Origin of the sequence: Myxococcus sp. CA023 (assembly GCF_010998615.1) — a bacterium.
Taxonomy (GTDB): Bacteria; Myxococcota; Myxococcia; order Myxococcales; family Myxococcaceae; genus Myxococcus.
On sequence record NZ_JAAEAH010000007.1, the window covers coordinates 105588 to 130846 of the forward strand.

General features: G+C 69.1%; 21 protein-coding genes. 11 read left to right on the forward strand and 10 right to left on the reverse strand.

The window, feature by feature from the left end; all coding sequences use genetic code 11:
* Nucleotides 1-5: 5 nt before the first annotated feature.
* The 8 genes from F8M74_RS04555 to F8M74_RS04590 all read right to left on the reverse strand — a co-directional run bounded on the left by F8M74_RS04555 (nucleotide 6) and on the right by F8M74_RS04590 (nucleotide 11302).
* On the reverse strand, nucleotides 6-2357 hold the full coding sequence (locus F8M74_RS04555) for a Tex family protein (protein ID WP_141253497.1): 2352 nt from the start codon (nucleotides 2355-2357) through the stop codon (nucleotides 6-8).
* A gap of 59 nt (nucleotides 2358-2416) precedes the next feature.
* The gene (locus tag F8M74_RS04560; RefSeq protein ID WP_141253498.1) at nucleotides 2417-2974 is read right to left on the reverse strand and encodes a GNAT family N-acetyltransferase; all 558 of its coding nucleotides are present in this window, start codon (nucleotides 2972-2974) and stop codon (nucleotides 2417-2419) included.
* A gap of 202 nt (nucleotides 2975-3176) precedes the next feature.
* The gene (locus F8M74_RS04565; protein ID WP_141253499.1) at nucleotides 3177-5405 is read right to left on the reverse strand and encodes an alkaline phosphatase; all 2229 of its coding nucleotides are present in this window, start codon (nucleotides 5403-5405) and stop codon (nucleotides 3177-3179) included.
* Nucleotides 5406-5569: 164 nt separating this feature from the next.
* Nucleotides 5570-6661, reverse strand: coding sequence for a recombinase RecA (gene recA, locus F8M74_RS04570; protein ID WP_090484573.1), 1092 nt, complete (start codon nucleotides 6659-6661; stop codon nucleotides 5570-5572).
* 112 nt (nucleotides 6662-6773) lie between these two features.
* Nucleotides 6774-7577 (reverse strand): hypothetical protein, encoded by an 804-nt coding sequence (locus F8M74_RS04575; RefSeq protein ID WP_141253500.1) that lies wholly within the window; start codon nucleotides 7575-7577, stop codon nucleotides 6774-6776.
* Nucleotides 7578-7740: 163 nt separating this feature from the next.
* A complete protein-coding gene (gene glmS, locus F8M74_RS04580; RefSeq protein WP_141253501.1) occupies nucleotides 7741-9576 on the reverse strand; it encodes a glutamine--fructose-6-phosphate transaminase (isomerizing) in 1836 nt (611 codons plus the stop codon).
* Between the two features lie 107 nt (nucleotides 9577-9683).
* On the reverse strand, nucleotides 9684-11084 hold the full coding sequence (gene glmU, locus F8M74_RS04585) for a bifunctional UDP-N-acetylglucosamine diphosphorylase/glucosamine-1-phosphate N-acetyltransferase GlmU (protein ID WP_141253502.1): 1401 nt from the start codon (nucleotides 11082-11084) through the stop codon (nucleotides 9684-9686).
* A gap of 11 nt (nucleotides 11085-11095) precedes the next feature.
* Nucleotides 11096-11302 carry a hypothetical protein gene (locus F8M74_RS04590; RefSeq protein ID WP_011551501.1) on the reverse strand — a complete coding sequence of 69 codons (207 nt, stop codon included), beginning with the start codon at nucleotides 11300-11302 and terminating at the stop codon, nucleotides 11096-11098.
* 214 nt (nucleotides 11303-11516) lie between these two features.
* Between F8M74_RS04590 and ggt the strand changes: the two genes are divergently transcribed.
* The 3 genes from ggt (at nucleotide 11517) to F8M74_RS04605 (ending at nucleotide 16346) form a co-directional block, all read left to right on the forward strand.
* Nucleotides 11517-13325: a gamma-glutamyltransferase gene (gene ggt, locus F8M74_RS04595; RefSeq protein WP_141253503.1), complete on the forward strand. Its 1809-nt coding sequence runs from the start codon at nucleotides 11517-11519 to the stop codon at nucleotides 13323-13325.
* A gap of 3 nt (nucleotides 13326-13328) precedes the next feature.
* On the forward strand, nucleotides 13329-14111 hold the full coding sequence (locus tag F8M74_RS04600; RefSeq protein WP_141253504.1) for a TatD family hydrolase: 783 nt from the start codon (nucleotides 13329-13331) through the stop codon (nucleotides 14109-14111).
* Nucleotides 14112-14288: 177 nt separating this feature from the next.
* Complete coding sequence (locus F8M74_RS04605; RefSeq protein WP_141253505.1) at nucleotides 14289-16346, forward strand: M3 family metallopeptidase; 2058 nt, start codon at nucleotides 14289-14291, stop codon at nucleotides 16344-16346.
* 111 nt (nucleotides 16347-16457) lie between these two features.
* Here the strand turns inward: F8M74_RS04605 and F8M74_RS04610 are convergent, their stop codons facing one another.
* Nucleotides 16458-16736 (reverse strand): hypothetical protein, encoded by a 279-nt coding sequence (locus F8M74_RS04610; protein WP_141253506.1) that lies wholly within the window; start codon nucleotides 16734-16736, stop codon nucleotides 16458-16460.
* Nucleotides 16737-16985: 249 nt separating this feature from the next.
* Between F8M74_RS04610 and F8M74_RS04615 the strand changes: the two genes are divergently transcribed.
* The 6 genes from F8M74_RS04615 to F8M74_RS04640 all read left to right on the forward strand — a co-directional run bounded on the left by F8M74_RS04615 (nucleotide 16986) and on the right by F8M74_RS04640 (nucleotide 22103).
* Nucleotides 16986-17216: a hypothetical protein gene (locus F8M74_RS04615; RefSeq protein ID WP_141253535.1), complete on the forward strand. Its 231-nt coding sequence runs from the start codon at nucleotides 16986-16988 to the stop codon at nucleotides 17214-17216.
* 14 nt (nucleotides 17217-17230) lie between these two features.
* Nucleotides 17231-18178: an amidohydrolase family protein gene (locus F8M74_RS04620; protein WP_141253507.1), complete on the forward strand. Its 948-nt coding sequence runs from the start codon at nucleotides 17231-17233 to the stop codon at nucleotides 18176-18178.
* A gap of 159 nt (nucleotides 18179-18337) precedes the next feature.
* Nucleotides 18338-18715, forward strand: a complete 378-nt coding sequence (locus tag F8M74_RS04625) for a response regulator (RefSeq protein WP_011551495.1) — start codon at nucleotides 18338-18340, stop codon at nucleotides 18713-18715.
* A gap of 90 nt (nucleotides 18716-18805) precedes the next feature.
* A complete protein-coding gene (locus F8M74_RS04630; RefSeq protein ID WP_020477755.1) occupies nucleotides 18806-19627 on the forward strand; it encodes an ABC transporter ATP-binding protein in 822 nt (273 codons plus the stop codon).
* Nucleotides 19624-21279: a hypothetical protein gene (locus F8M74_RS04635; protein ID WP_141253508.1), complete on the forward strand. Its 1656-nt coding sequence runs from the start codon at nucleotides 19624-19626 to the stop codon at nucleotides 21277-21279. The genes F8M74_RS04630 and F8M74_RS04635 overlap by 4 nt, the downstream gene beginning before the upstream one ends.
* Before the next feature lie 38 nt (nucleotides 21280-21317).
* On the forward strand, nucleotides 21318-22103 hold the full coding sequence (locus F8M74_RS04640; RefSeq protein ID WP_141253509.1) for an alpha/beta fold hydrolase: 786 nt from the start codon (nucleotides 21318-21320) through the stop codon (nucleotides 22101-22103).
* 64 nt (nucleotides 22104-22167) lie between these two features.
* On the opposite strand, the gene F8M74_RS04645 is transcribed toward F8M74_RS04640, so the two are convergent.
* The gene (locus tag F8M74_RS04645) at nucleotides 22168-23430 is read right to left on the reverse strand and encodes a vWA domain-containing protein (RefSeq protein WP_163884331.1); all 1263 of its coding nucleotides are present in this window, start codon (nucleotides 23428-23430) and stop codon (nucleotides 22168-22170) included.
* A 285-nt stretch (nucleotides 23431-23715) separates the two neighbouring features.
* On the opposite strand from F8M74_RS04645, the gene F8M74_RS04650 reads away from it, so the two are divergent.
* Both F8M74_RS04650 and F8M74_RS04655 read left to right on the forward strand, forming a co-directional pair.
* Complete coding sequence (locus tag F8M74_RS04650; RefSeq protein ID WP_228559541.1) at nucleotides 23716-24432, forward strand: hypothetical protein; 717 nt, start codon at nucleotides 23716-23718, stop codon at nucleotides 24430-24432.
* Between the two features lie 239 nt (nucleotides 24433-24671).
* Nucleotides 24672-25049 carry a peptide chain release factor-like protein gene (locus F8M74_RS04655; protein ID WP_026113834.1) on the forward strand — a complete coding sequence of 126 codons (378 nt, stop codon included), beginning with the start codon at nucleotides 24672-24674 and terminating at the stop codon, nucleotides 25047-25049.
* Nucleotides 25050-25259: the final 210 nt, after the last annotated feature.

The window sequence follows — 25259 nt, forward strand, 5'->3', positions numbered from 1 at the left end:
CCCCGTCAGCGCTTGAGCTTGCTGAACGGGTTGTTGAACGGCTCCGGGCCTTTCTTCTCACCGGGCCCCGACGGCGGCTTCGGTCCCGGGCCGGAGGCAGGCCGGGCGCCCTGACGAGGCCCGCCGCTTCCGCCACCGCGCTCCGTCATGCGGCCCGGCCCCGTGGCCCCGCCGACGGGGGAGCGGCCCGACGGCTGCGGCGCCCCACCCTCCTGCACCGCGCGCACGGAGAGCGCCAGCCGCTTGCGCGCCAGGTCCACGGTGAGCACTCGCACCGTCAGCCGGTCGCCCACCTTCACCACTTCGGAGGGGTCCTTCACGAAGCGCGTGGAGATTTGCGACACGTGGACGAGGCCGTCCTGGTGAACGCCCACGTCCACGAAGGCGCCGAACGCGGTGACGTTCGTCACCACGCCCTGGAGCACCATGCCCTCCTTCACGTCCTCCAGCGAGCGCAGGTCCTCGCGGTGCTGGGGCGCGGTGAAGTCGCCGCGAGGGTCGCGGCTGGGCTTCTCCAGCTCCGCCAGGATGTCCTTGAGCGTCATCTCGCCCAGGTCCGGGCCCAGGTAGCGCTTCGGGTCAATCTTGCGGACCAGCTCGGCGTTGCCCACCAGCGCGCTCACGGCCACGCCCAAATCCTTGGCCATGCGCTCCACGACGCCGTAGCGCTCCGGATGGACGGCGCTGGCGTCCAGCGGCTCCGTCCCGCGCACGCGCAGGAAGCCCGCCGCCTGTTCGAACGTCTTGGGCCCCAGGCCGCTCACCTTCAGCAGTTCGCGTCGCGTGGTGAAGCGGCCCTTCGACGCGCGGTGCGCCACCAGCTTCTTCGCCAGGGACGGCCCCACGCCGGACACGTGCTCCAACAACTGCGGAGACGCGGTGTTGACGTCCACGCCCACCGCGTTGACGCACGAGTCCACCACCTCGCCCAGCTTCTTCTTGAGCAGCCCCTGGTCCACGTCGTGCTGGTACTGCCCCACGCCGATGCTCTTGGGGTCGATCTTCACCAACTCCGCCAGCGGGTCCTGGAGGCGCCGGCCAATGGACACCGCGCCGCGCAGGCTGACGTCCAGGTCCGGGAACTCGTCACGGGCCACCTCGGAGGCGGAGTAGATGGACGCGCCCTGCTCGCTCACCGACACCACGGGGACCTGCGAGCCCATCTCCTTCAGCGTGTCGCGCACGAAGACTTCCGCCTCGCGGCTGCCCGTGCCGTTGCCCACCGCGACGAGCTCCGGCTTGTGCTTCTGCACCACCGCGGCCAGCAGCTTCGCCGCGCGGGCGCGCTCGTCCGCGCCACGCTCCGAGTAGAGCGTCACCGTCTCCACCACCTTGCCGGTGACGTCCATCATCGCCAGCTTGGTGCCCGTGCGCAGGCCCGGGTCCAAGGCCAGCACCGCGCGGGCGCCCGCGGGCGGCGTGAGCAGCAGGTGGCGCAGGTTCTCCCCGAAGACGCCAATGGCCTGCCGGTCCGCGCGCTCCTTCAGCTCCGCGCGCAGCTCCGCCTCCAACGAGGGGCCCATCAACCGGTCCCAACTGTCCTCCACGGCGGCGCGCAACTCCTGCGAGAACAGGGACTGCGGCTTCGTCACCACGCGCCCGGCCAGCAGGCCCTTCACCTCGTCGTCGGGCAGGGAGAGCTTCACCTTCAACACGCCCTCTTCCTCGCCGCGCAGCAGCGCCAAGACGCGGTGCGAGGGGGCCTGGGACAGGGGCTCCTCGTGGCCGTAGTAGTTCTCGAACTTGGTCGTCTCGCCCTTCTTCGCGGGCACCACGTTCGAGCACAGCGTGCCCCGGCGCGCGCTCACCTCGCGCGCCTCGCGGCGCAGGCCGGCGTCCTCGGCCACGCGCTCGGCGCAGATGTCGCGCGCGCCCGCGAGCGCCGCGGCCTGGTCCGGCACGTCCTTCTCCGGGTTGACGTAGGGGCGCACGCGCGCGGCCACGTCCTCGCCGCGGCGGCCGTCCTGCTTCCACACCAGGTCCGCCAGCGGCTCCAGCCCGCGCTCCCGGGCAATGGCGGCGCGCGTGCGGCGCTTGGGCTTGTAAGGAAGGTAGAGGTCCTCCAACTCCGTGCGCGTCCTGGCGGCCTTGAGCGCCTTCGCCAGCTCCGGCGTCAGCTTCCCCTGCTCCTCAATGGAGCGGAGGATGGTGTCGCGCCGGGAGTCCAGCTCGGCGCGCTCGGTGGCCCGGTCGAAGATGGTTTGAATCTGGACCTCGTCCAGGCCGCCCGTGACTTCCTTGCGGTAGCGCGCGATGAAGGGGACCGTGGCCCCGTCCTCTTGCAGCGCGAGGGTCCGGTCCACCTGCTCGGGCCTGAGGCCCAGCTCCTGGGAAAGCTCAGCGGCGTAGGGATGCATGGCGCCGCTTCTATAACCCGGGCCCCACACTGCTCCCAGAGACCGGTCGTCCGAAGCGCTCAGCCCGCGACGAACGCCGCGCGCCGGGCGTCCCACTCCGGGCGCAGCAGGCCCCAGAGTTGCTGGTCCCGGCGTTGCCCCTGAAACAGACAGTGCCCGCGCAGGGTGCCTTCCATCGTGAAGCCCAACTTGCGCGCCACGCCCTGAGAGCCCGTATTCTCCGCCAGCGTCGTCAGCCACACCCTCTGGAGGTAGGGCAGCGTGAACAACTGCTCCAGCATCAACCCCACCGCGCGTGAGCCCAGGCCCCGGCCGTGGTGCGCGTCCGCCATCATGTAGCCCAGCTCGATGCGGCCATGCGCGCGCGACAAATCCCGCGCGGACACCGTCCCCACGAGCTGCCCGTCCGCCTCCACGAACCACCGGAAGCTCCGCGCGCGGGGCTCACCCAACGCGCCCGCTTCCAGGATGCGCCGCAGGAGCAGCTCCCGCGTGTCGTCCTCCGTGTCCACGAAGCGCCGCGCGCCGGGGGCGGCCCGCATGGCCAGCCAGAAGTCCACATGCTCCGGCCGGGCGGGAACGAGTCGGACATCGGAAACGGGAGCACCGGGCAACATGCCTCGCTTCTAGCGCGCCCCACGCCGCGGCGCAGCAATCAAGGAGGTCCGCGCGAACCAAGACTGGAACCGCCTGCGCCGTGCACCTTGCCGGCATTCCACCGGGCGCACCCCACCCTGAAACGGCCGAGGGCCGCGGCCCGGAGCACGTGGCTCCCGGCGCGGCCCTCGCTCCTCACCGAGCAGGTGAGGCCTTCTCCACTCAGGCGGAGGTGATGGTGCCGTCCTTGATGACGAAGTCGCGGCGGGTGAACTTCGCCGTCAGCTCAGAGGGCTGGCGCAGCGAGTAGTCCTTGGCGATTTCCGTGCCCGGGATGAGGTGGAAGGCAGCCTTCGCCTCGGTGCCGCCGACCTCCAGCACCACGAAGCCGTGGGCATCACCGTCCACGAACGCCATGCCGGGGTGCGCTTCCTTCAGCGACTTGTCCAGCTCCGTCACGATGTACCGGTACACCGTGCTGCCGGTGGAGAAGCCCGCGCCGATGACGGCCAGGCCCGCCAGCTCCTTGATGGAGCCGGAGGAGATGGCCGGCGTCGTCAGCGCGGGAATGCCGGACTCCACGGACGCGAAGGACGCGTGGATGTCGCCGGAGATGAACATCGCGTTCTTCACCTGGCTGTCGCGCAGGAACTTCAAGAACTCCTGCTTCTTCGTGGGGAAGCCGTCCCACTGGTCCACGTTGAAGTAGAAGTCCTGGCGCAGCGTGGGGTCCGGGACGTCCGCCTTGTCGCTCAGCTTGAACACCATGGAGGTGAGCGAAATCGAGGAGACGATGATCTTCCACGCGTTGGTCGCCTCCGTCACCGACTCCTGGAGCCACGCCTGCTGCTCGTTGCCGAAGATGCCCTCCGAGGCCCCCGCCGAGCCCATGTACTTGATGGCCGCGTACAGGTCGAAGATGGGCTTCACCACAACGTAGCGCGAGCCCTGGATGCCGAAGAGGCCCGTCTTGCCCATGTGCGCGAAGGCCAGGCCGCGCGGCGTGCCCGCCACGGGGATGAGCGGCACGGCCGACCCACCCGCCGCCACGCGCGCCTGGTTGACGGCGTTCAGCACCTGGTTGACGTAGAGCAGCGCCAGCCCACCGGAGACCCAGGAGGCGGCCTTCACGGATGCCTCTTCCGGCGTGAGCCCGGCGGCGACGGCCTGCTGCACGTACACGCCAATGAGGATCTGCTTGTAGGGCGCCAGCTCCGCGGCGTCGATGTCCACGTAGGCGAACATGTCGGACTGCAGCTGCGCCTGGACGGCCTCCGGCAGCGTCGGCAGCACCATGGCCAGCTGATCGGCCGGCACCGCCACCTTGCCCGGGTACGCGTCCTCGGGGATGAGGTGGTCCGGACGGTAGGTGCGCGTGTCCGTCACCAGCAGCTTCAGGTTCCGGCCGAACTCGAAGTCGCGGTAGATGCGCGTCGGCTGGGCCACCACGGCGTTGATGTCGATGGCGCCCGCGCTGCTCGCGCCGTGGTCCATGGGGATGTACTCGAAGAAGGCCTGCTCCGCGTTGCGGCGGCGCTCGGTCTGCTTCTCGTTGGTGCGCTCGTCCGTGTACGTGGCGACGTCGCCCCAGCAGTCGTCGGAGAACTCGTGGTCATCCCACGTGATGATGAACGGGTAGCGCTCATGCACCTGCTGGATGACCTTGTCCGTGCGCAGGGTCTTGTAGAGGTCGCGGTAGTTGGACAGCGAGTTGGCCGCGTAGAACGCCGTCAGGCCCGTGCCCTGGCGGAGCGCCTTCTCCGGCTCGCTGAAGACGATGCCGCGCCCGTCCACGGACTGGAACGACGCGTCACCCGTCGTCTCGTAGACGTAGTCGCCCAGGAACACGACGAAGTCGAGGTCCTCGTTGAGCTGCAGCAGGTGCTGCCACGCGTTGTAGTAACGGCCGATGTAGTCCTGGCAGCTGGCGAAGACGAACTTCACCGGCACGTCGTCGCCCGCGGCCGGCGCGGTGCGGGTACGGCCCGTCACCGTGGAGTACTTCTGACCGTTCGCGTCGATGGTGAAGCGGTAGTAGTACGTCGTGCGCGCCGACAGGTTGGTGACCTTCACCTTCAACGCATGATCGAACTGCGCCAGCGCGGTGAACTGCTGGTCCAGCACCACGCTGCTGAACGACTCGCTGGTGGACACCTCCAGCCGCACCTGCGTGTTCGCGCTCGCGTTGTCCGGGTCCACCGCCCGCACCCACAACACCACGCTGTCCGGACGCGGATCACCCGAGCACACGGACTGCGGGAAGTACTTCTCGCCAGTATCCGACGTCGTCTCGTCGTCGGAACATCCGAACGCAGTGGTCGCTGCAACGGCGACGACGGCCTGGAGGAAACTGCGGCGTTTGAATCGGTCGAACAAGGCGGGACTCCGGGTTGCGCGGGTTAGGTAACAGGGCCGCGAGTCTAGAGCGCTCTTCCACTCAGCAGGAAACATCCCCACGGAATGAAACGACAACGCGTCGTGTCACCCACGCCCGGTGCGAACCCACGCGAAGGACGCCGGACGCCAAGCAAAAGGGCCGCCCACCTCGCGGCGGACGGCCCTCTGACTTTCATGGCGAATCGCCACCATCCGGGGAAAGCGCCCCGGAGACCGGACTACTTCACGGCCTTCACGCGGCCGCGCTTCTCGCTGCCACCCTCGGCCGGCGCGGACTCGTCCGGCGCCGCGGCGACGGGCGCACCCGACTTGCCGATGCCGTACTTCTCCAGCACGCGGCCTTCGATGTCCTTCGCGATCTCCGGGTGCTCGCGCAGGTAGTCCTTCACGTTCTCCCGGCCCTGGCCGATGCGCTCACCATTGAAGGAGAACCAGCTGCCGCTCTTCTCCACGATGTTCTCGTTGGAGGCGAGGTCGATGAGGTCGCCCTCACGGGAGATGCCCGTGCCGTACATGATGTCGAACTCGACTTCCTTGAACGGCGGCGCAACCTTGTTCTTCACCACCTTCACGCGGGTGCGGCTGCCCACCACGTTGTCGCCATTCTTGATGGCGCCGATGCGGCGGATGTCCAGGCGCTGCGACGCGTAGAACTTCAGCGCGTTACCGCCCGTCGTCGTCTCCGGGTTGCCGAACATCACGCCAATCTTCATGCGAATCTGGTTGATGAAGATGACGCACGTCTGGCTCTTGGAGATGGTGCCCGTCAGCTTGCGGAGCGCCTGGCTCATGAGGCGGGCCTGCACACCCATGTGCGCGTCGCCCATCTCACCCTCGAGTTCCGCCTTCGGCACGAGCGCGGCCACCGAGTCCACCACCAGCACGTCGATGGCGCCCGAGCGCACCAGCATCTCCGCGATTTCCAGCGCCTGCTCACCGGTGTCCGGCTGGCTCAGCAGCAGGTCATCGGTACGTACGCCCAGCTTGCGCGCGTAGCCCACGTCCAGCGCGTGCTCCGCGTCCACGTAGCCGCAGATGCCGCCGCGCTTCTGCGCTTCGGCGACGATGTGGAGACACAGCGTCGTCTTACCGGACGACTCCGGCCCGAAGATTTCGATGATGCGGCCCTTGGGCACGCCACCCACGCCCAGGGCGATGTCCAGCGAGATGGAGCCCGTCGGGATGGCCTGAACGTCTCGCATCAGCGGCTCGTCGTTGCCGAGCCGCATGATGGACCCCTTGCCGAACTGGCGCTCCACCGCGGACATCGCCAGTTCGATCGCCTTTTCCTTCTCCTGATTCACGGCCATTGCTCGTAGCTCCTTGTATTGGCGAGCCACCCCGGCTCACCTGAACGCGCTTTTAGTACGCGATGGGTAGACCCTAGTCCACCCCTCTGACATCCGTGCTGCATCCTGTCGGTCAGCCCTCGCGGAGGGCAGCCAGGAAGGCGGCCACCAGCCCCGCCAATCCCACCCACAGCCCCGTGTGCGCCAGGCCCAGGACCGCCAGCACCGCCCCGGCCAGGGAAACCAGGGTCAGCATCACCATCCCCACGCGGTACACGGGCGTCCGGGGCGGAGCAAGCCACAAGGCGGCCACCGCCAGCAGGGACAGCCCCAGTTGGGAGGTGAGCAGGCTGGCGTCCCCTTTGGGGAACAGCGCTTCATGGACGACTTGCGCCCCGATGCCTCCCACCAACACCGCCATGCACGTACCTGGCTTCAGGCGCTGCGCCTTCCGCTGCTGGGTGTTGGCGCGCAGGTGCTCCAGGTCCTCGGGCTGGACTTCCAGGGCGTAGGGGAAGCCCAGGGACAGCAGGGCCTCCACCGCGGCCGCGCGGCAGGTGCGTCCCTTCGCATCCACCAGTCCGGTGAGCCGCCCGCTCTCCAACAGCCGCAGGAAGGTGTCCGCCACCAGCCGGTCTCCGCCCGTCCTGGCCATCCGGGCCAGTTGGAGGTTCAGCCGCGCCGCCACCAGGGGACGCTCCGCCTCCGGCACCCGCCGGGCCTGCTCGGTCAGCACCAGCACCGGCAGGGGGAGGTCCAACGGCGGCGTGGGCGTACCCCGGAGCAGAAGAACCGGAGTGGCTTCCAGCGACACGGGCTCGGGCGGCGCCTCCCACGGCGCGACCTCCCCCGGTGGCGCCTCGTCCTCGCCCTCCATGGGCCGCTGCGTGGGCGGACGTATGCGAGGCGCGTCGGGCACGGAGGAAACTGTAGCCACGGCCCCCCGCGAGGTTCAAAGCGACGTGCCCCCGCAACATTCACCGGGCAACGGGCGAGCTGGAGCGGGAGGACTGAAGCCCCTCGCGTGGAAACGACGAAGCCCGAGCCCCCTTCGCGGGAGCCCGGGCTTCTGGCGCTTCAGGTCCGAAGACGCGCGGCGGCTACTCCACCGTCACGCTCTTGGCCAGGTTGCGCGGCTGGTCCACGTCGTTCCCGCGCAGGTCCGCCACGTGGTAGGCGAGCAGCTGCAGGGGGATGGTGGCCACCACCGGCGCCAGCAGCGCGCAGGCCGCCGGAATCCGGATGACCTGGTCGGCCAGCGTGGCCACGTGCTCGTCGTCCTCGTCGATGATGGCAATCACCTTGCCACCGCGCGCGCGGACCTCCTCGATGTTGCCGATGATCTTCTCGTACGCGACGTGCGGCTGCTTCGGCGCGATGACCACCACCGGCATCTTCTCGTCGATGAGCGCGATGGGGCCGTGCTTCATCTCACCGCCCGCGTAGCCCTCCGCGTGGATGTACGAGATTTCCTTCAGCTTGAGCGCGCCCTCCAGCGCCACCGGGTGCATGGGGCCGCGGCCGAGGAAGAGGAAGTCCTGCGAGTCCATGTACTCACGCGACACGCGCGTCACGGCCGGCTCGCACTTGAGGACGTCCTCAATCATCTTCGGCACCTTCGTCAGCTGCGTCAGGTGCTCCTGTGCCGCCGGCACGGACAGGGTGCCACGCATGCGGCCCAGCTTGACGGCCAGCAGGTACAAGGCCACCAGCTGCGTGGTGAACGCCTTGGTGGACGCCACGCCAATCTCAGGGCCCGCGTTGGTGAGCACGGAGAAGTCGGCCTCGCGCGTCATCGCGCTGCCAATGACGTTGCAGATGGCCATGGCCGTGGCGCCGCGGGCCTTGGCCTCCTTGAAGGCCGCCAGCGTGTCCGCCGTCTCGCCCGACTGGCTGATGGCGATGGCCAGGTGCGTGCTGTCGACGATGGGGTCGCGGTAGCGGAACTCGCTCGCCAGCTCCACCTCGACCGGCAGGCGCGCCAGCGACTCAATCATGTGCTTGCCCGCGACACCGGAGTGCCACGACGTGCCGCACGCGAGGATGGTGATCTTGGTCAGCGAGCGGACCTTCTCCGCCGACAGGTTCCAGCCCTCGAAGTGGACGTCGCCTTCCGACAGGAGCATCCGGCCGCGCAGCGTGTCCGCGACGGCGCGGGGCTGCTCCCAGATTTCCTTGTGCATGAAGTGCTTGTGGCCACCCTTCTCCGCCATCATCGGCGTCCAGTCGATGCGGCGGGTGGGCCGGTTCACCTTCTGGCCCTGGCGGTTGAAGATGTCCACGGCCGCCGCGGTGATGACGGCCAGGTCACCCTCTTCCATGTAGACGAAGTCGCGCGTGTGCTCGAGCAGCGCCGGCACGTCGCTGGCCAGGAAGTTCTGCCCCTGGCCCAGGCCCAGCACCATGGGCGAGGCGTCCTTGGTGCAGACGATGCGGCTGGGGTCGCTGGCCGTCAGCACGGCCAGCGCGTAGGTGCCCTTCACCTGGGCAATGGCCGCGCGCACCGCGTCCGGCAGCTCCAGGCCGCGCTCCAGCTCTTCGGAGATGAGGTGCGCGAACACCTCCGAGTCCGTCTCCGAGGAGAAGACGTGCCCACGCGAGCGCAGCTGCTCCTTGAGCGACAGGTGGTTCTCGATGATGCCGTTGTGCACCACCGCCACGTCCTTGTACGTGTGCGGATGCGCGTTCTCGTCGGAGGGACGCCCGTGGGTCGCCCAGCGGGTGTGCCCGATGCCGATGGTGCCCGGTGGCTGGTCCGCCACCACCCGGTTTTCCAGGTTGCGGAGCTTGCCCGTGGCCCGCACGACGTTGAGCTTGCGCTGATTCAGTACCGCAACGCCCGCCGAGTCATAGCCACGGTATTCGAGCCGCTTCAGGCCCGACACCAGGATGGGGGCTGATTCCTTGTCACCGACGTAACCAACAATCCCGCACATAGTTGCACCTCTCTCTCACGCCCACGCCCGCCGGAGCAATCCGCGGGACTCCCCTACATCCCTGCCGGGCAGCGCTCTGCCTGGTACCCAAGCAAGAGCCGCGCCGCCTATCCCACCCGGGCCTTCGCCTGCCGCGCCTTCTTGGTGGCCACCCAACCCTCCTTGGTCACCTGTGGCGTCCGGGACACAGCGAGGCTCCCAGGAGGCACATTTTTCGTCACCGTGGTGCCCGCGCCGACATACGAGCCGTCGCCGACCTTCACGGGCGCGACGAGCTGGGTGTCGGAGCCGATGAACACACCATCACCCAGTTCAGTCAGGTGCTTGTTCACCCCGTCATAGTTACAGGTGATGGTGCCCGCCCCCACGTTGCACCCTGAGCCAATGACAGCGTCCCCCAGGTACGTGAGATGGCTGGCCTTCGAACCTTTTCCGATGCGGGCCTTCTTCGTCTCCACGAAGTTGCCCAGATGCACGTCCTCGGCCAGCTCCGTCCCGGGGCGCAGCCTCGAGAAGGGGCCAATGACGTTGCGCTCCCCCACCCGGGCCTCTTCCAGCACGGAGTAGGGCTTGATGATGGTGCCGTCCGCCACGGTGGAGGCATGCAGCACGCTGCCCTGGCCAATGGTGCAGCCCTTGCCCACCACGGTGCCGGCGGCCAGCGTGACGGAGGGACCGATTTCGGTGTCGGGCCCGACGGTGACGCCTTCCTCGATGTAGGCGGTGGCGGGGTCCTGCAGCGAGACGCCGGCGCGCATGTGCGCTTCGTTGATGCGCTGCTGCAGCACGCGCGCGCGGGCGGCCAGCTCCACCCGGTCATTCACGCCGGCCGTCTCCGTGGCGTCCGCCTCCACAGAGCCCACCGGGCCCTGCTTCGCGGCCATCTCCACCAGGTCGGTGAGGTAGTATTCACCCTGGGCGTTCTGCGGCTTGATTTCAGCCAGCGCCTTCCAGAGGAAGTCCGCGTCCACGGAGTAGATTCCGGCGTTGCACTCGCGCACCGCGCGCTGCTCCGGGGTGCAGTCCTTGTGCTCCACGATGCGCGTCACCTTGCCACCGTCGCGGATGACCCGGCCGTAGCCCGTGGGGTCCTCCAGGGTGGTGGACACCATGGCCAGCTTGCCGCCCGCCTGGTCATGGGCGGCCAGCAGCGCGTCCAGCGTCTCGCGGCGCAGCAGCGGCACATCACCGTAAAGAATGAGGACCCGCCCGGAGTACCCCTTCAGGGCCTCCTCGGCGGAGCGCACCGCGTCCGCCGTCCCGCGCTGCTCGCGCTGGAGCGCGAAGCGCAGGGGGGCATCCGGGAAGAGGCCTCGGACGGCCTTCTCCACCGCTTCCGCCTGATGGCCCACCACGGGGACCACCGACGTGGCGCCCAGTTCAAGGGCCCGCTTGAGGGGATACGCGCAAAGGGGCCGACCGAGGATGGGGTGAAGGACCTTCGCCTTCTCCGACTTCATCCGCGTGCCCTTGCCCGCGCACAGCACCACCGCCGCCAGAACGCTCATGCGGCGGAGAATTAGGGACAGCCAATCGAGTCGTCAACCGCGCGTGGATCAGAAGGCGTGACGGTGTCCACCGGCCGTGCCTTCGCACTGACCGAGACGCACAGGGTGTTGCGCTGAATCGTGATGCCGAAGCTGGGCTTCAAGAAGACCGTCACCTCGGCCGCGGTGGGCGCGGCGCCAGGTAGGGCCTTTTTCTCGGGTATGGCTTGCGTGCTCATACGCTCCCCCGGACGCGATTCATGATGGGACCAGGATGCACGCCGCCGGAGAACAATCCAAGAGGAAAAATGTTGTCAGGTTGAAATCCTGGTCCTGACCATACGGTTCGTGCATACCGGGACACATGTAGTCCGTCTGGTCCCCTGGCGTCGCCGGACTGGAGGGTAGGCTTTTGTCGCCCGGGTAACACACCACCCAGGACGAAAGCCAGCGATGGACTGTTCAGACAGCGCGAGGAGGGCTGAACCCGTGAAGGACACGAGCTTCCGCGGTGCGGTGCTGAAGCGAGGGCTGCTGGCCGCGGTGATGATGGTGGCGTGTGTGGCGCAGGCGGCGCGGCCCTACCGGGGCGGCGCGGTGGCCACGGCCTACCCGCAGGCGAGCGCGGCGGCGTTGGAGATGTTGGAGAAGGGCGGCAACGCCACGGACGCGGCGGTGGCGGCGGCCTTCGTGGCGGCGGTGGTGGGTCCCTACCACTCCGGCGTTGGTGGCGGCGGCTTCGCGCTGGTGCACGACGCCAAGAGCGGCGACACGAAGGTGCTGGATTTCCGCGAGGTGGCCCCCAAGGCGGCCACGCGCGACATGTACGTGAAGGACGGCAAAGTGGTGCCGGGCCTGTCCACGGACGGCGCGCTGAGTGTGGCGGTGCCGGGCGCCGTCGCGGGCTACCTGGAGTTGCTCAAGGCGCACGGGAAGCTGAAGCCGGCGGTGGTGCTGGCTCCGGCCATCGCGGCGGCGCGCAAGGGCATGTGGGTGACGCCGCGCTACCGCACCATGGCGGAGGGCCGGCTGGCCTGTCTGAGCCGGGACGCGGAGGCCTCACGCGTGTTCCTGGTGAAGAACGCCCAGGGCCAGTGGGAAGCCCCGCCCGTGGGGCACGTCATCCGCCAGCCCGACCTGGCGCGCACGCTGTCCTCCATCGCGAAGGGGGGCGCCAAGGCCTTCTATGCGGGGCCGGTGGCGAAGGCCATCGCCACGTCGGTCCAGGCTGGCGGCGGCATCCTCACCCAGGAGGACCTCGCGGCCTACAAGACGCGCAGCGCCACGCCCCTGGAGGGCACGTACCGCGGCCACCGCATCCTCACCATGCCGCCGCCGAGCGCGGGGGGCGTGGCCGTCATCCAGGTGCTGACCGCGATGGAGCAACTGCGCCCCCAGGGGGTGACGTTCCGCGACGCGGAGGCGCTGCACCTCTACGCGGAAGCCGTGCGGCGGGCCTATGTGGACCGCGCGAAGTACCTGGGGGACCCGGCCTTCGTGGACGTGCCCCTGGCGCGGCTGGTGTCGCCCGGCCACGTCGCGGACCTGGCGGGCTCCATCGACCCGAAGAAGGCCACGGCCAGCGCGTCGCTGCTGGCGCCGAAGGAAGGCGTGCGGGGCTCCACGCTGACGGAAGAGCCCACCACACTGACGCCCGAACCGGAGAAGAAGAACACCACGCACATCTCCGTCATCGACAAGGACGGCAACGCGGTGGCGATGACGACCACGGTGAACTACGGCTTCGGCTCGTGCGTGGTGGCCAAGGGTACCGGCGTGCTGCTCAACGATGAGATGGATGACTTCGCCGCGCAGCCGGGCGTGCCCAACGCGTACGGACTGGTGACGGGCGAGCCCAACGCCATCGCACCGGGCAAGGTGCCGCTGTCCTCCATGGCCCCCACGCTGGTGTTCTCCAAGGAAGACCCCCGGCGCGTCATGCTCGCGGTGGGCAGCCCTGGCGGCTCCACCATCCCCACCACCGTCATCCAGGTCATCAGCAACGTGGTGGACCACGGCATGGACGTGGCGCGCGCGGTGAATGAAGGCCGCGTGCATCACCAGTACCTGCCCGACGAGCTGTGGGTGGACAAGTGGGGCCTGGAGCCGGCGACGCTGTCCGTGCTGGAGGCCAAGGGCCACAAGGTGCGCCGCGTGGAGCAGTGGGGCGACGCGGAGGCCGTCTACAGCGACCCGAAGACGGGGCTGCGCTTCTCCGCGAGCGACCCGCGCAACGAGGGCGCCGCCCTGGGACAGGATTGAGCAGTGCCCACCCCACCGCCCATCTTCGACGCCCACCTCCACCCGGAGAGCCTGAGCGACCAGGATCTGGAGTCCATGCGCTTCTTCGGCGTGGAGCGGGCGTTGGTGGTGGCACACCACTTCCCGGAGCCCACGTCCAAGGCGCTGCTGCGGCACTTCGATGACCTGGTGGAACGCCAGCTTCCCCGGTTGGAGCGCCTGGGCATCCGCGCGTACGCGGCCCTGGGCGTCCACCCACGCTGCATCCCCCGGCGCGGCTTGAGCGAGGTGCTGTCCGCGCTGCCTGACTACTTCCAGGGCGGGCGCGTGGTGGCCCTGGGCGAGACGGGCCTGCACACGGGCGGCGAGGAGGAAGAAGAAGCATTCCTGGAGCAGCTCGCGCTGGCCCGCAGCCTCAAATTGCGCGTGGTGGTGCACACCCCCACCACGGACAAGGAGCGTCACACGCGGCGCATCCTCACGCTCCTGCGGCAGTCGGGCCTGCTGCCCTCGCGCGCGCTGGTGGACCACGCCAACGCCCGGACGGTGCGCACCATCCTGGAGGTGGGCCACTGGGCCGGGCTGACGCTGCACCCCGAGGCGCTCAAGGCCGAGCGCGCGGTGGTGCTGGTGCGGCGGCTGGGCAGTGAGCGGCTGATGCTCAACTCCGACGCGGGTGACGGAGCCGGGGACATCCTCGGCCTGGCGCGCGCCGCCAACCTGCTGGCCAAGGCCAGCCTGTCCCAGCGCATCGTCCGCCGCATCACCCACGAGAACGCCGCCCGCTTCTTCCAGGTGGGCGGCTGACGCTCGCGCGGCGCAGCTCCGCCACCGTGGCCAGCGCCCGTTGACCCGGGTCCGCCATCCTCCGTGGCGGAATCTTTCGATGAAACGGCGCGCTCTTCGTCATTCCCATCAGGAGCACGCAGCGGAAATAGGCCGGTCCCCCGCACGTTGCCCCCTCACCCGCGCTGGGAGTGGCATTTGCACCGCTTGGTCGTCTTCGTCGTCAGCCTCGCGCTCGCGGGCTGCGCTGGCCCGTCTTCCGCTCAGCGCCCTGCGTCATCCACCGAAACGCCGGTGCCTTCCGCGCCGCGCGCCCTGGAGCCTGACGCGGGCCGCCAACTGACCGCCACACCCGGGCGCTTCCTGGCGGCCTGCCTGTGCGACGTGCAACGGGCCTCGGCGCGCATCAACGCCTTGCTGTCACTGCCCGAGCCCCGGAACGTGGAGTCGGCCCTCACTGCCTACGACGACGCCATCGCGTTGCTGGATGATGCCAACGGCCGCGCGGGCATCGGTGCCAACACCCACCCGGACGCCGCGTTCCGCGCGGCGGCGGCGCGCTGCGCCCAGGCCGCGGACGGCATGCGCACGGACGTGTCGCTCAACCCCCACGTCTACGCAGCCCTGGCCGCGCTGGACCTGAGCGGGCAGGACACCGCCACCCAGCGATGGGTGGACCTGGTGCTGCGGAACTTCCGGCGCGCGGGGGTGAACCGGGACGCGGCCACCCGCGCGCGGCTGCGCGAGCTGAACGACGCCCTCACCCGGCTGGGACAGACGTTCAGCCAGCACATCCGCGAAGACGTCCGGCACGTGGACGTGGCACCCGAAGCGCTGGAGGGCCTTCCCGACGATTACATCCGGGACCATCCGCCCGGGCCCGACGGCCGGGTGCGCGTCACCACCGACGCCTCCGACGCCCTGCCCGTCCTGACGTACGCGCGCGACAGCAGCGCCCGCGAGGCGCTCTGGCGCGCGGGCCAGCAGCGCGGCCATCCCCGCAACCTGGAGACGCTGTCACGCCTGCTCCAGACGCGTCACGACCTGGCCACGCTCCTGGGCTATCCGAGCTGGGCCGCCTACGCGTCCGAGGACAAGATGGTCCGGCACCAGCACGTGGCCGAGGACTTCATCGAACAGCTCGCCACCGCCACCACCACGCGCGTGCAGGACGACTACGCCGCGCTGCTGGAGCGCAAGCGGCGCGACGTGCCCGGCGCGTCCCGCGTGGAGCCGTGGGAGCAGACGTACCTCAAGGAACAGGTGCGCGCGGAGCGCTACCACTTCGACTCGCGCGAGCTGCGGCCCTACTTCGAATACACGCGGGTGAAGCAGGGCGTGCTGGACATCACCTCGCGGCTCTTCGGGCTCACCTACCGCCGCGTCCGGGATGCGCAGGTGTGGCACCCAGACATCGAGGCCTGGGACATCTACGAGGGCTCCACGCGCCTGGGGCGCTTCTACCTGGACATGCACCCACGCCCGAACAAGTACGCCCATCCGGCGCAGTGGGACCTGGCCACCGGCCGCGCGGGGAGGACGCTTCCCGAGGGCGTGCTGACAGGCAACTTCCCGCGTCCCGGCGCCCACCCCGCGCTGCTCCAGCACTCCCAGGTGCAGACGTTCTTCCACGAGTTCGGCCACCTGCTGCACCACGTCCTCGGCGGCCGGGCACGCTGGGCCGGCCTGTCCGGCTCGCGCACGGAGCGCGACTTCGTGGAGGCCCCCGCCCAGGTGATGGAGGAGTGGGCCTGGCGCCCGGAGTCACTCCAGACGTTCGCCCGGCACGTCGTCACCGGCGAGCCGCTGCCCACGGAGACCATCCTCCGGATGCGGCGCGCGGACGCCTTCGGCAAGGGACTGTGGCTGCGCCAACAGCTCTTCTACGCGGCCGTCAGCCTCCAGCTCCACGCGAGCGACCCCGCCGGCGTTGACACCACCGCGCGGGTGAACACGCTCCAGGAGCGCTACATGCCCTTCCCCGCAGTGGACGACACCTACGCCCATCTCTCCTTCGTCCAACTCGACGGCTACTACTCCTCCGCGTACTACGCCTACCTCTGGTCGCTCGTCATCGCCCGGGACCTGCTCACTCCGTTCCTGGAGCACGGGCTGATGGACACCTCCACCGCCCAGCGCTACCGGGACACCGTGCTGGGTCCGGGCGGCTCCCGTGACGCGGCGGACCTGGTCCGGTCATTCCTGGGCAGGGACTACGGCTTCGAGGCGTATACCCGTTGGCTGGACGACGCCTGACGCTGCTCGTCAGGGCCTGTAAAAACCAAGGGCCCCGCGATGTGAATCGCGAGGCCCCTTGTGTTGTGAATCCGTCAACCCGTTGACACTCCGCTCACGCGGCGTCAGCGCTCAGTGCACCACGGGTGCGGCCACCGTCTGCTCGGGCTGCAGGGTGATGCCCTGGGAACCCGAATCGAAACGGACCTGCACGGGGACGCCCTGATAGCGGTACTGAGCCAGGGAGTCAGCCGCCTCGTCGAGCTGGCGCTGATAGCGCTCCTCAAGCTCCACGGCGATCAGCAGCATCGTCTCGCCCGCGTCCTCGACGCCCGGGCGGTACACTTGGCACCGCTGGAACCGCGCCCAGCGACCGTTCTCCATCTTCACCAGCTCGCCGTCGTAAGCCATGCGCAGCTCCTCTGCCGTAAATCCAACGGAACCCAATGTAGGGCCGGATTAACTCCGTGTCATCCCCCCGCTTGAAAATTCGTCAAAACCCTAGAAGTCCAAGGGGTTACAAGCACATTTGGCAGGCATCCAGGCGAGGAGCCGGGGCAACTGCTCAAAAATGTAAATTGGACGGGCCGTCAACGTGGTTAAGGCCGGCCTCGCGGGGCGGTGGCACGGGAGCAGTGCGTCACCTATGATTTGGGGGAGATGAAGCTGCCCGGGCTGTTCCGCAAAGAGCGCACCACCATCCAGGCTGCCGACGCGCAGGACCATGCCGAGCGGCTCCTCGCCGAGTCGCTGCGCATGCTGGGCCAGGTCTGCGCCAAGGTCGCGGACGCCATCGAGGCGCAGCGCCTGTCCCGCCAGGGGTATCCGCACAACACCTACCTGCGACGGACCGACGGCGACGACGAGGACGACACCGTCAAGAAGACGTAGACGGGTGGCTCGCCATGGCCACCGACTCCGACGCTGACGTGCCCGTCCCCTGCCTGGCCTCCGCGCCCACGTGGCGGGACGCCGGCATCCGCATGCCCATGCCCGCCCTCCAGGACACGGAGGGCCCTCGCCTGCCCGAAGGACTGCCTCCCGTGGTGGACGCGCACGTCCACCTCTTCCCGGACCGGGTGTTCGACGCGGTGTGGCGCTGGTTCGACCAGTACGGCTGGCCCATCCGCTACAAGCTGCACACGCGGCAGGTCGTGTCCTTCCTCCTGTCGCGAGGTGTCCACCGGGTGGTGGCGCTGCATTACGCCCACCGGCCAGGCATGGCCCGCGCGCTCAACGCCTACGTGGCGGAGGTGGCCCGGGAAGAGCCTCGTGTGCTGGGGCTCGCCACCGTGCTCCCGGGCGAACCCGATGCCACGGCCGTGTTGGAAGAGGCGTTCGACGCGGGCCTGCGTGGGGTGAAGATTCATTGCCACGTCCAATGCTTCTCTCCTGACGCGCCGCACCTTCACGAGGTGTATGCCGCGTGCGCGAAGGCGGGCCGTCCGCTCGTCATGCACGCGGGACGGGAGCCCTCCAGTCCCCACTACCGCTGCGACACCTACGCGCTCTGCGCCGCGGAGCGGGTGGAGCGCGTGCTGAAGGACCATCCCACGCTGAAGCTGTGCGTGCCCCACCTGGGCGCGGACGAGTTCGACGCCTATGCGCGGCTGCTCGAGCGGCACGATAACCTCTGGCTGGACACCACCATGGCCCTGGCCGGGTACTTCCCCGTTCCCATCCCCCGCCGCGCGCTGGAGGTCCGGCCCGAGCGCATCCTCTACGGCACGGACTTTCCCAACATCCCCTACGCATGGGACCGTGAGCTGCGGACGATGCTGGGGATGAAGCTGGATGACGCGGTACTCGCGGGCATCCTGGGGCAGAATGCACTCCAGCTTTACGGGGCGTGAGTCCCGTGGACATCCGGCCCCGGATGCATGCCTCGTCCTCACGGGCCGTTCGCTGTTGAAAAGCATCGGGGCCCCTTCCGGAATGGAAGAGGAGTTCCCATCATCCTGCCCATAGAATTTCGCGGCGACACACCCAGCCGCAGCTTCCGAGGCCCTGCCATGTCCCACATCCTGGTCGTCGATGACGACGCGAGCCACCGCACGCTCATCTGCGATGCACTCGAGGAAATGGGCTATCCCACGGTTCAAGCGGCCAACGGTCGTGAGGCGCTGGACCTGCTGGAGGGAGACATGCCCTCCGCCGTGCTGCTCGACTTGCGGATGCCAGTCATGAGCGGTTGGGGATTGCTCGACGCACTCAAGAAGATGCCCCGTGCGCGGGGTCTGCCCATCATCATCATCTCCGGCTACGGCTTCGAATGGGAGGCCGAGCTCGTGGGCGCCGCGGGCTACATCTCCAAGCCCGTGGACCTGGACAAGGTGCGGATGACGGTGCAGCAGATTGCCGGTCCGCCGGAGATGTCGCTCGTCCACTGAGACAGCACCGTAGGAGCCAGCGGGCATCCCCCTGTTGACGGGTGGGGATTGTCCCCCAGTGCCGGGCTCGGGTGAGATGGAGGACATTCCATGATGCCCTCTCCCACTGATGACCTGGCGGTCGACGCTCGCGGACTGCAGAAGCGCTTTGGCGGCTTCAGCGCGCTCAACGGCCTGGACCTGCAGATTCCCCGCGGCGCCTTCTACGCGTACCTGGGCCCCAACGGGGCCGGGAAGTCCACCAGCATCGCCTTGCTGACAGGGGTGTACGGTCCCGACGCGGGCTCCATCCGCATGCTCGGGGTGGATGCGGTGGCCAGGCCCATGGAAGTGAAGCGCCGCGTCGGCGTGGTGCCGGAGGAACTGAGCCTCTTCGAGCGGCTCACCGGCCGGCAGTACCTCACCTTCTGCGCGCGCATGTACGGGCTGGACGGCGACGAGGCCGCCGCGCGCGCCACCGAGCTGCTGGAGCTGACGGAGCTCACCTACAAGGCCGGCGCGCTGGTGGCGGAGTACTCCAAGGGCATGCGCCGGAGGCTCGCCATCGCCGCGGCACTGATCCACGCGCCGGAGCTGGTGCTGCTGGACGAGCCCTTCGAGGGCATCGACGTGCTGGCCGCCGGCGTCATCCGCGAGCTCCTGCGCGAGCTGAGCCGCCGAGGGGTGACGCTGCTGCTCACCACGCACGTGCTGGAGATCGCCGAGCGGCTGGCCACGCACGCGGGCATCATCCGCGGCGGACGCATGCTGGACCAGGGTCCGGTGGGCTCGCTGCTGTCGCGTTACGAGTGCCCGTCGCTGGAGGCGGTGTTCGAGAAGCTCATCTCCGTGCCGGCCTCGCGCAACGCGCGCCTGTCTTTCTACGGTGAGGCGCCCGCGTCCGTGACGCCGCTGCGCCAGGAGACCGCATGAGCCGCCCCGCCGTGCCCGGCTTCTTCCGGCACCTGTGGCTGCTGTGGGGGCTGCGCTTCGACATCGGGTTGAATCAGGGCCCCGGACGCAGCCGGCTGCTCGCGGTGGCCGCCTTCGCCGCGTCGAGCGCGCCGGGCCTCTTCCTGGGCCTGACGTTCTTCGCGCTGATGCGGCTGCGGCCCATCGCGGAGAGCGACGTGTGGCCCTACTTCATCCTCAACCTGCTGTGCTTCGTCACCTTCTCGGTGTGGGTGACGTGGCCGCTGTTGTCCGCGGGTGTGGATGACCACTCCGAACTGAGCCGCTACGCCGCCTTCCCCATCTCCCCCTTCCGGCTGCTCATCGCGTCCACGGTGGCCAGCCTCTTCGAGCCGCGCGCGCTCGTCTTCTACGCCCCGCTCACCGGGGCCGCGCTGGGCTTCGCGTCCATCTACGTGCTGCACATGCCGTGGATGGCGGTGGTGCTCTACGTCCTCTTCGCGTTCCTGTGCGCGGCGTGGAGCCGGGTGGCGCTGTACGCCGTCATCAACGTGCTGCGGGAGAAGCACAGCGCGGAAATCATGGGCGGAGGACTGGCGCTCTTCCTCCTGGGCGCGTCGTTCATTCCGCCCATCGACACCTCGTGGCTGACGGCGGTGGGCGAGGCGGGCGTGGACGCGCTGGACATGTCCCTCATCATCAACGCGGCGGTGGCGCTGGGCCGCGTGCCCCCGGGTCTCTTCGGAGACGCGCTGGCGCAGCTCGCCTGGCACCGGCCCCGGGTGGCCATGCTCGAGGCGGCGGCGCTGCTCTTCTTCGCGGGCGTGGGCATGGCGGTGGCCTACGCGCTGCTGATGCGCTTCCACCGGCAGGCGGGCCGCGCGGGGGGCTCGAGCAAGGACTCGGGTGATAGCAACCCGTTCGCCACCACGCGGACTCGCTACACCACGCTGGTGACGCGCGAGGCCCTGGACCTATGGCGCAACCCGCGCGCGCGGCTGCTGGCGTCGGTGCCCTTCATCCTGGCCATCCTGCTGAAGCTGCTGTCCGGAAGGGACTTGTTCGTGTTCCTCCTGGGCGGCTCGGCGGATGCGTGGCTGATGGGGGGCCTGTGCATCTACGGCGCGGTGGTGATTGCGTCCACGTTCTCCCAGAACACCTTCGCGTACGACGGACAGGGCTTCGCGGCCTTCCTGGCGGCGCCCCTGGACCTGGCGGACGTGCTGCGCGCGAAGAATCAAGTGCAGGGCGCGGCGGCGCTCGGGATGGCGGCGATGGTGGCGCTCTTCTACCGGGTGTACTTCGGCTTCGGCACCGGGCTGGACATGCTGTGCGCCATGGCGGCCGTGGGAGCCGTGGTGCCCATGCTGCTGGCCGCGGGCAACTTCCTGTCGCTGTACTTCCCGGTGAAGTTCCACGCGAGCCTCAAGCGGCGGGACAAGGTCCCGCTGACGGCCTCCATGCTGGGCATCCTCGCGGCCAGCGCGGGCTGCATGCCCTTCGGCTGGGCGCTCAAGCTGGCGGGCAAGGAAGGGCCCACGTGGCACACGGCGGCGATGATTCTCCTGGCCGCCGCGTTGAACGTGGCGCTGTATCGTGGGGTGCTTCCCCTGGCGCTGCGGCTGCTGGAGCGGCGGCGTGAAGTGGTGCTCCAGGCGGTGACGCGGGAGTAGCGCGCGCGGCCTCCCCGGGGGTGATAGACGGAGGGGCCATGCCCATCGCCGAGCTGAATGGACAGGGAATCTACTTCGAGGACTCCGGTGGAAACGGCCGGCCCATCATCCTGGGCCATGGTTTCCTCATGGACCACCGGATGTTCGACGCGCAGGTGGCGGCGCTCGCTCCCGAGTTCCGCGTCATCCGCTGGGATGCCCGCGGCTTCGGGCAGACACGCTGGGACGGCAAGCCCTTCACGCCGTGGGACTCCGCCACGGACTGCGTGGCGCTGCTGGACCACCTGGGCATCGAGCGAGCCGTCGTGGGCGGCATGTCCCAGGGAGGCTACAGCGCGCTGCGCGTGGCGCTGAAGCACCCCGAGCGCGTCCGGGCGCTGGTGTTGATGAGCACCCGGGGCACCAACGACGACGCGCCCACCCGGGCCGCCTACCAGCAGTCCGCCGACATCTGGGAGACGCAGGGCCCCATCGACCCGCTGGTGCAGGGGCTGGCGCAGGCCATCATCGGGGACACGCGCTACTTCGACACCTGGCTGCCGCGCTGGCGGCAAATCCCCGGCGGACACTTCGCCAACGCCATCCGCTCGCTCATCGACCGGGACGACATCTCCGGACGGCTGACGGAGATTCGCTGCCCCGCCATCGTCTTCCACGGGCTGGAGGACCACGGCATGCCTCCGGCCCATGGCGAGCACCTGCACCAGACGCTGCCCGGCAGCGTGCGCTTCGTCCCGGTTCCCGGCGCCGCGCACGCGGCGAACATGACGCACCCGGAAGCCGTCAATCCGGCGCTGCTGGAGTTCCTGCGCGCCCACGCCTGACACGCGAAAGCCGCGGACGCCTCCAAGCGCGCCCGCGGCTTCCTGTCCCCCGCTTCGCTGACGCTCAGTAGGCGATGTTGTAGCGGGCGGCCTGCGCCTTCACGCCCTTCATCACGTTGGCGTCGAAGGCGTCCTCCTTCTCGGGAGCGTTCTTCGTCAGCCACGCCTCGCGCTCCGCGGCCAGCGTCTCCGCCTTCTTCTCCAGCGCCTTCTTCTCCTCGGAGAGCGCCTTCACCTTCGCGACCTGCGCCTCCTTGGACATGCCCTTGAGTTCGGAGGGGAGCTCGTCCGCTTTCACGCCATCCAGCGCGGACGGCGCCTCCACCAGGTCCACCGCGCCGCCCACCGCCTTGGGCGCGCTGCTCGCGGGGGCTCCCGCGGCCCCACCGCCGCGCGTCTTCTTCATGTAGCTGATGCGCTCGGCCGCAGCCTCCGGCGCCAGCGCCCCCATGGAAGCGGCGCGCGCCATGTTCTCCGCCTGGACCTCCCTGCGGCCCGTGTAGAGCGTCTTGGTGGCCAGCTCCGCGTTCACCTTCGCCAGCTCCGCGTCATACGGCGTGGCGACGGCGACCATGCCACCGCCCTGGTCAATGGAGTCGAAGGTGCCGTCCGTCAGCTTCGCCACGAACCGCCACGACGCCTCCGTCTCGGCATCCCCGCCGCACCGCACGGTATTCACGACGATGTGCTTCTCCCGGGCCTTCTTCGCCCAGTGCTTGAAGTCCCAGTCGTCGTTGCGCTGCGCCGGGGGCGCGTCCCCCACCAGGAAGATGGCCTTCATCACCTCGCGGTTCTTGCTCCAGGACAGCTTGGACACGGCCTCGCCCAGCCCGCGCCCCACGTGCTCGGGCGTATCCCCGCCGCCACCCGCCTCGAACTTGCGCAGGTTGGCGAACACCGTGTCCAGGTCGTCGCTCAGGTCGAAGCGCTTCGTGACGTAGTCGTCGCCCACGTCGCGGTAGGCCACCAGCCCCACCTTCAGGTGCGGCGTCGGACGGCCCTGCGCGATGCGCGAGGCGATGGAGTAGATCTTCCGCTTCGCCCCCTCCAGCAGCCCGCTCATCGAGCCCGTCGTATCCAGCACGAATACCACTTCAATCTCCGGCCGGGCGGCGGCGGGGACCTGCTGCTGCTGGGACGGCGCAGGCTGCGCGGGCTTCTGGTTCGGAGCGGGCTTCGCCTGAGCGGCCGGCGTCGCCGTCTTGGCGGGCGCGGGCTTCTCCACGGGCTTGAGAATCGGGCTCTCCTCGGCCAGGGACAGGGCAGCGGACAGAGCGGTGACGAGCGCGGCCGACAGCGCGGCGCGCGACAGGGACTTGCGGTCCATGGCGTTCTCCAAGGGGAAGGACGACAGCGAGGTTCGAAACGAACGACTTCGCCCCCGGGTCTACGCCCCCGGTCGATTTCTCACACGCGCCGCCGGATGCACCCGCCACCTCGGCGCGCTGTCCCAGGGCGGCGGTCAAGCGCTCCCCTGCCCGCCACGATTGATGCGCACGTGGGCGCCTATGAAGTGGCCCGTGCGCTGTTCCGCTGAGCCCGCCTGCTCTGGAGCGGCTTGCCCAGGTGCCACGGTGGACGGATGCTGGCACGCACCAGGAGATTCAAGAACATGACCCCATCCCTCCGCCGGTCCCTCATCGGGGGCCTGTTCCTCGTCGGCAGCGCGCTCGCTTTGTCCTGCGGCAGCGACGGGCCCTTCTTCCGCATCGCCTTTGACATCCCCGACACCCTCACCGCCATTCCAGGTGAGAGCCTTCCGGTGGACATCACCGTGCGGCGCGAGGGCGACGACCAGAGCGCGTTCCGCATCAACCTCCAGAATGCGCCCGAGGGCGTGACGCTCGCTCCGGAAATCGTCCTGCCCGAAGGCGAGGCCGCCGTCACCGCGACAGCCACCTACTCGGTGGCGCAGGACACGCAGGCCCGGGGCATGATGCGCGCCTTGCTGATGGCCACCAACGCCACGGAGACGTTCGCGGCCAGCGCCAACATCTTCCTCGTCATCCTTCCGCCGCCCGTGGCCCAGCCGGACTTCTCTGTCACCATCGAGCCGCGCCAACTGGACCTCTTCGCCGGTCAGAACGAGAAGGTGCGCATCACCGTGACGCGGGCGGAGGGCTTCACCGGCCCCGTCACCGTCGCCCTGGAATCGCCCACCCGCCGCATCAGCATGCCCACGGTCACCATCCCCGCGGACCAGACGTTCGTGGAGCCCTACATCGACACCGACCGCGGCATGACCCGCGTGCCCGTCGCCGCCTCCATCATCGCCACCAGTGAGGACGGACGGCAGGCCAGCACGGGCACCACCATCAACGTGCGCTAGCACCGCCACGCGAAGCGCACGCCGCGACCCTCCAGAGCAGCCTACGGAGCATGAGCCACCCCGCTGGAATCAGGGAGCTTCGTCCCGGAGCCGCCTCATGCCCGAATCAATTTGAGAGCCCACCCCGGCCAACCTGAAATCCCCCGTCAGACGGACGGCGGGGCCCCGTCCAGCGCCGGGGCCTGCACGCACGACAGCGATGCACGAAGGGGCCTGGGAGGGATACCTTGAAGACAGCCATGAGCATTTCACCCACCCGCCGGCAGGCCGCGCTGGACGCCCTCAAGCTGGACGACGAGTCCCTCCTGAAGGCGTGTGAGGTGGACTACTTCATCGCCTCGGGCCCGGGGGGCCAGCACCGCAACACCACTGCCAGCGGCGTGCGCCTCACCCATGCCCCCACCGAGCTGTCCGTCAGCGCCACCGAGCGCCGCAGCCAGGTGCAGAACAAGGGCGTGGCGCTGGAGCGGCTGCGCGAGGGACTCAAGGTCCTCACCTTCGTGCCCAAGGTGCGGCGAGCCACCAAGCCCACCGCCGGCTCCAAGCGGCGGCGCCTGGAAGGCAAGAAGCGCACCTCCGAAAAGAAGGCCCTGAGAAACAGCAAATCTGGCTGGTAACCCAGGGTCCATTCAGACTCCAGTCACCCTGTCATCGGACAGTCAGGGTGCGCCTAAAGTTTGCGGGCTCGCAGACATTGCAAGGTCGCTTGCTGCTCATAGGGACCTCCTCCTGGGAATTGGCCGTGGAATGTCGGGGGCTTGGCTCACCAGGCGGGGAGGCACGGGGTGTGCAGAGACACCCGCGTGTCTCCCTTGCCCCAGCCCCCA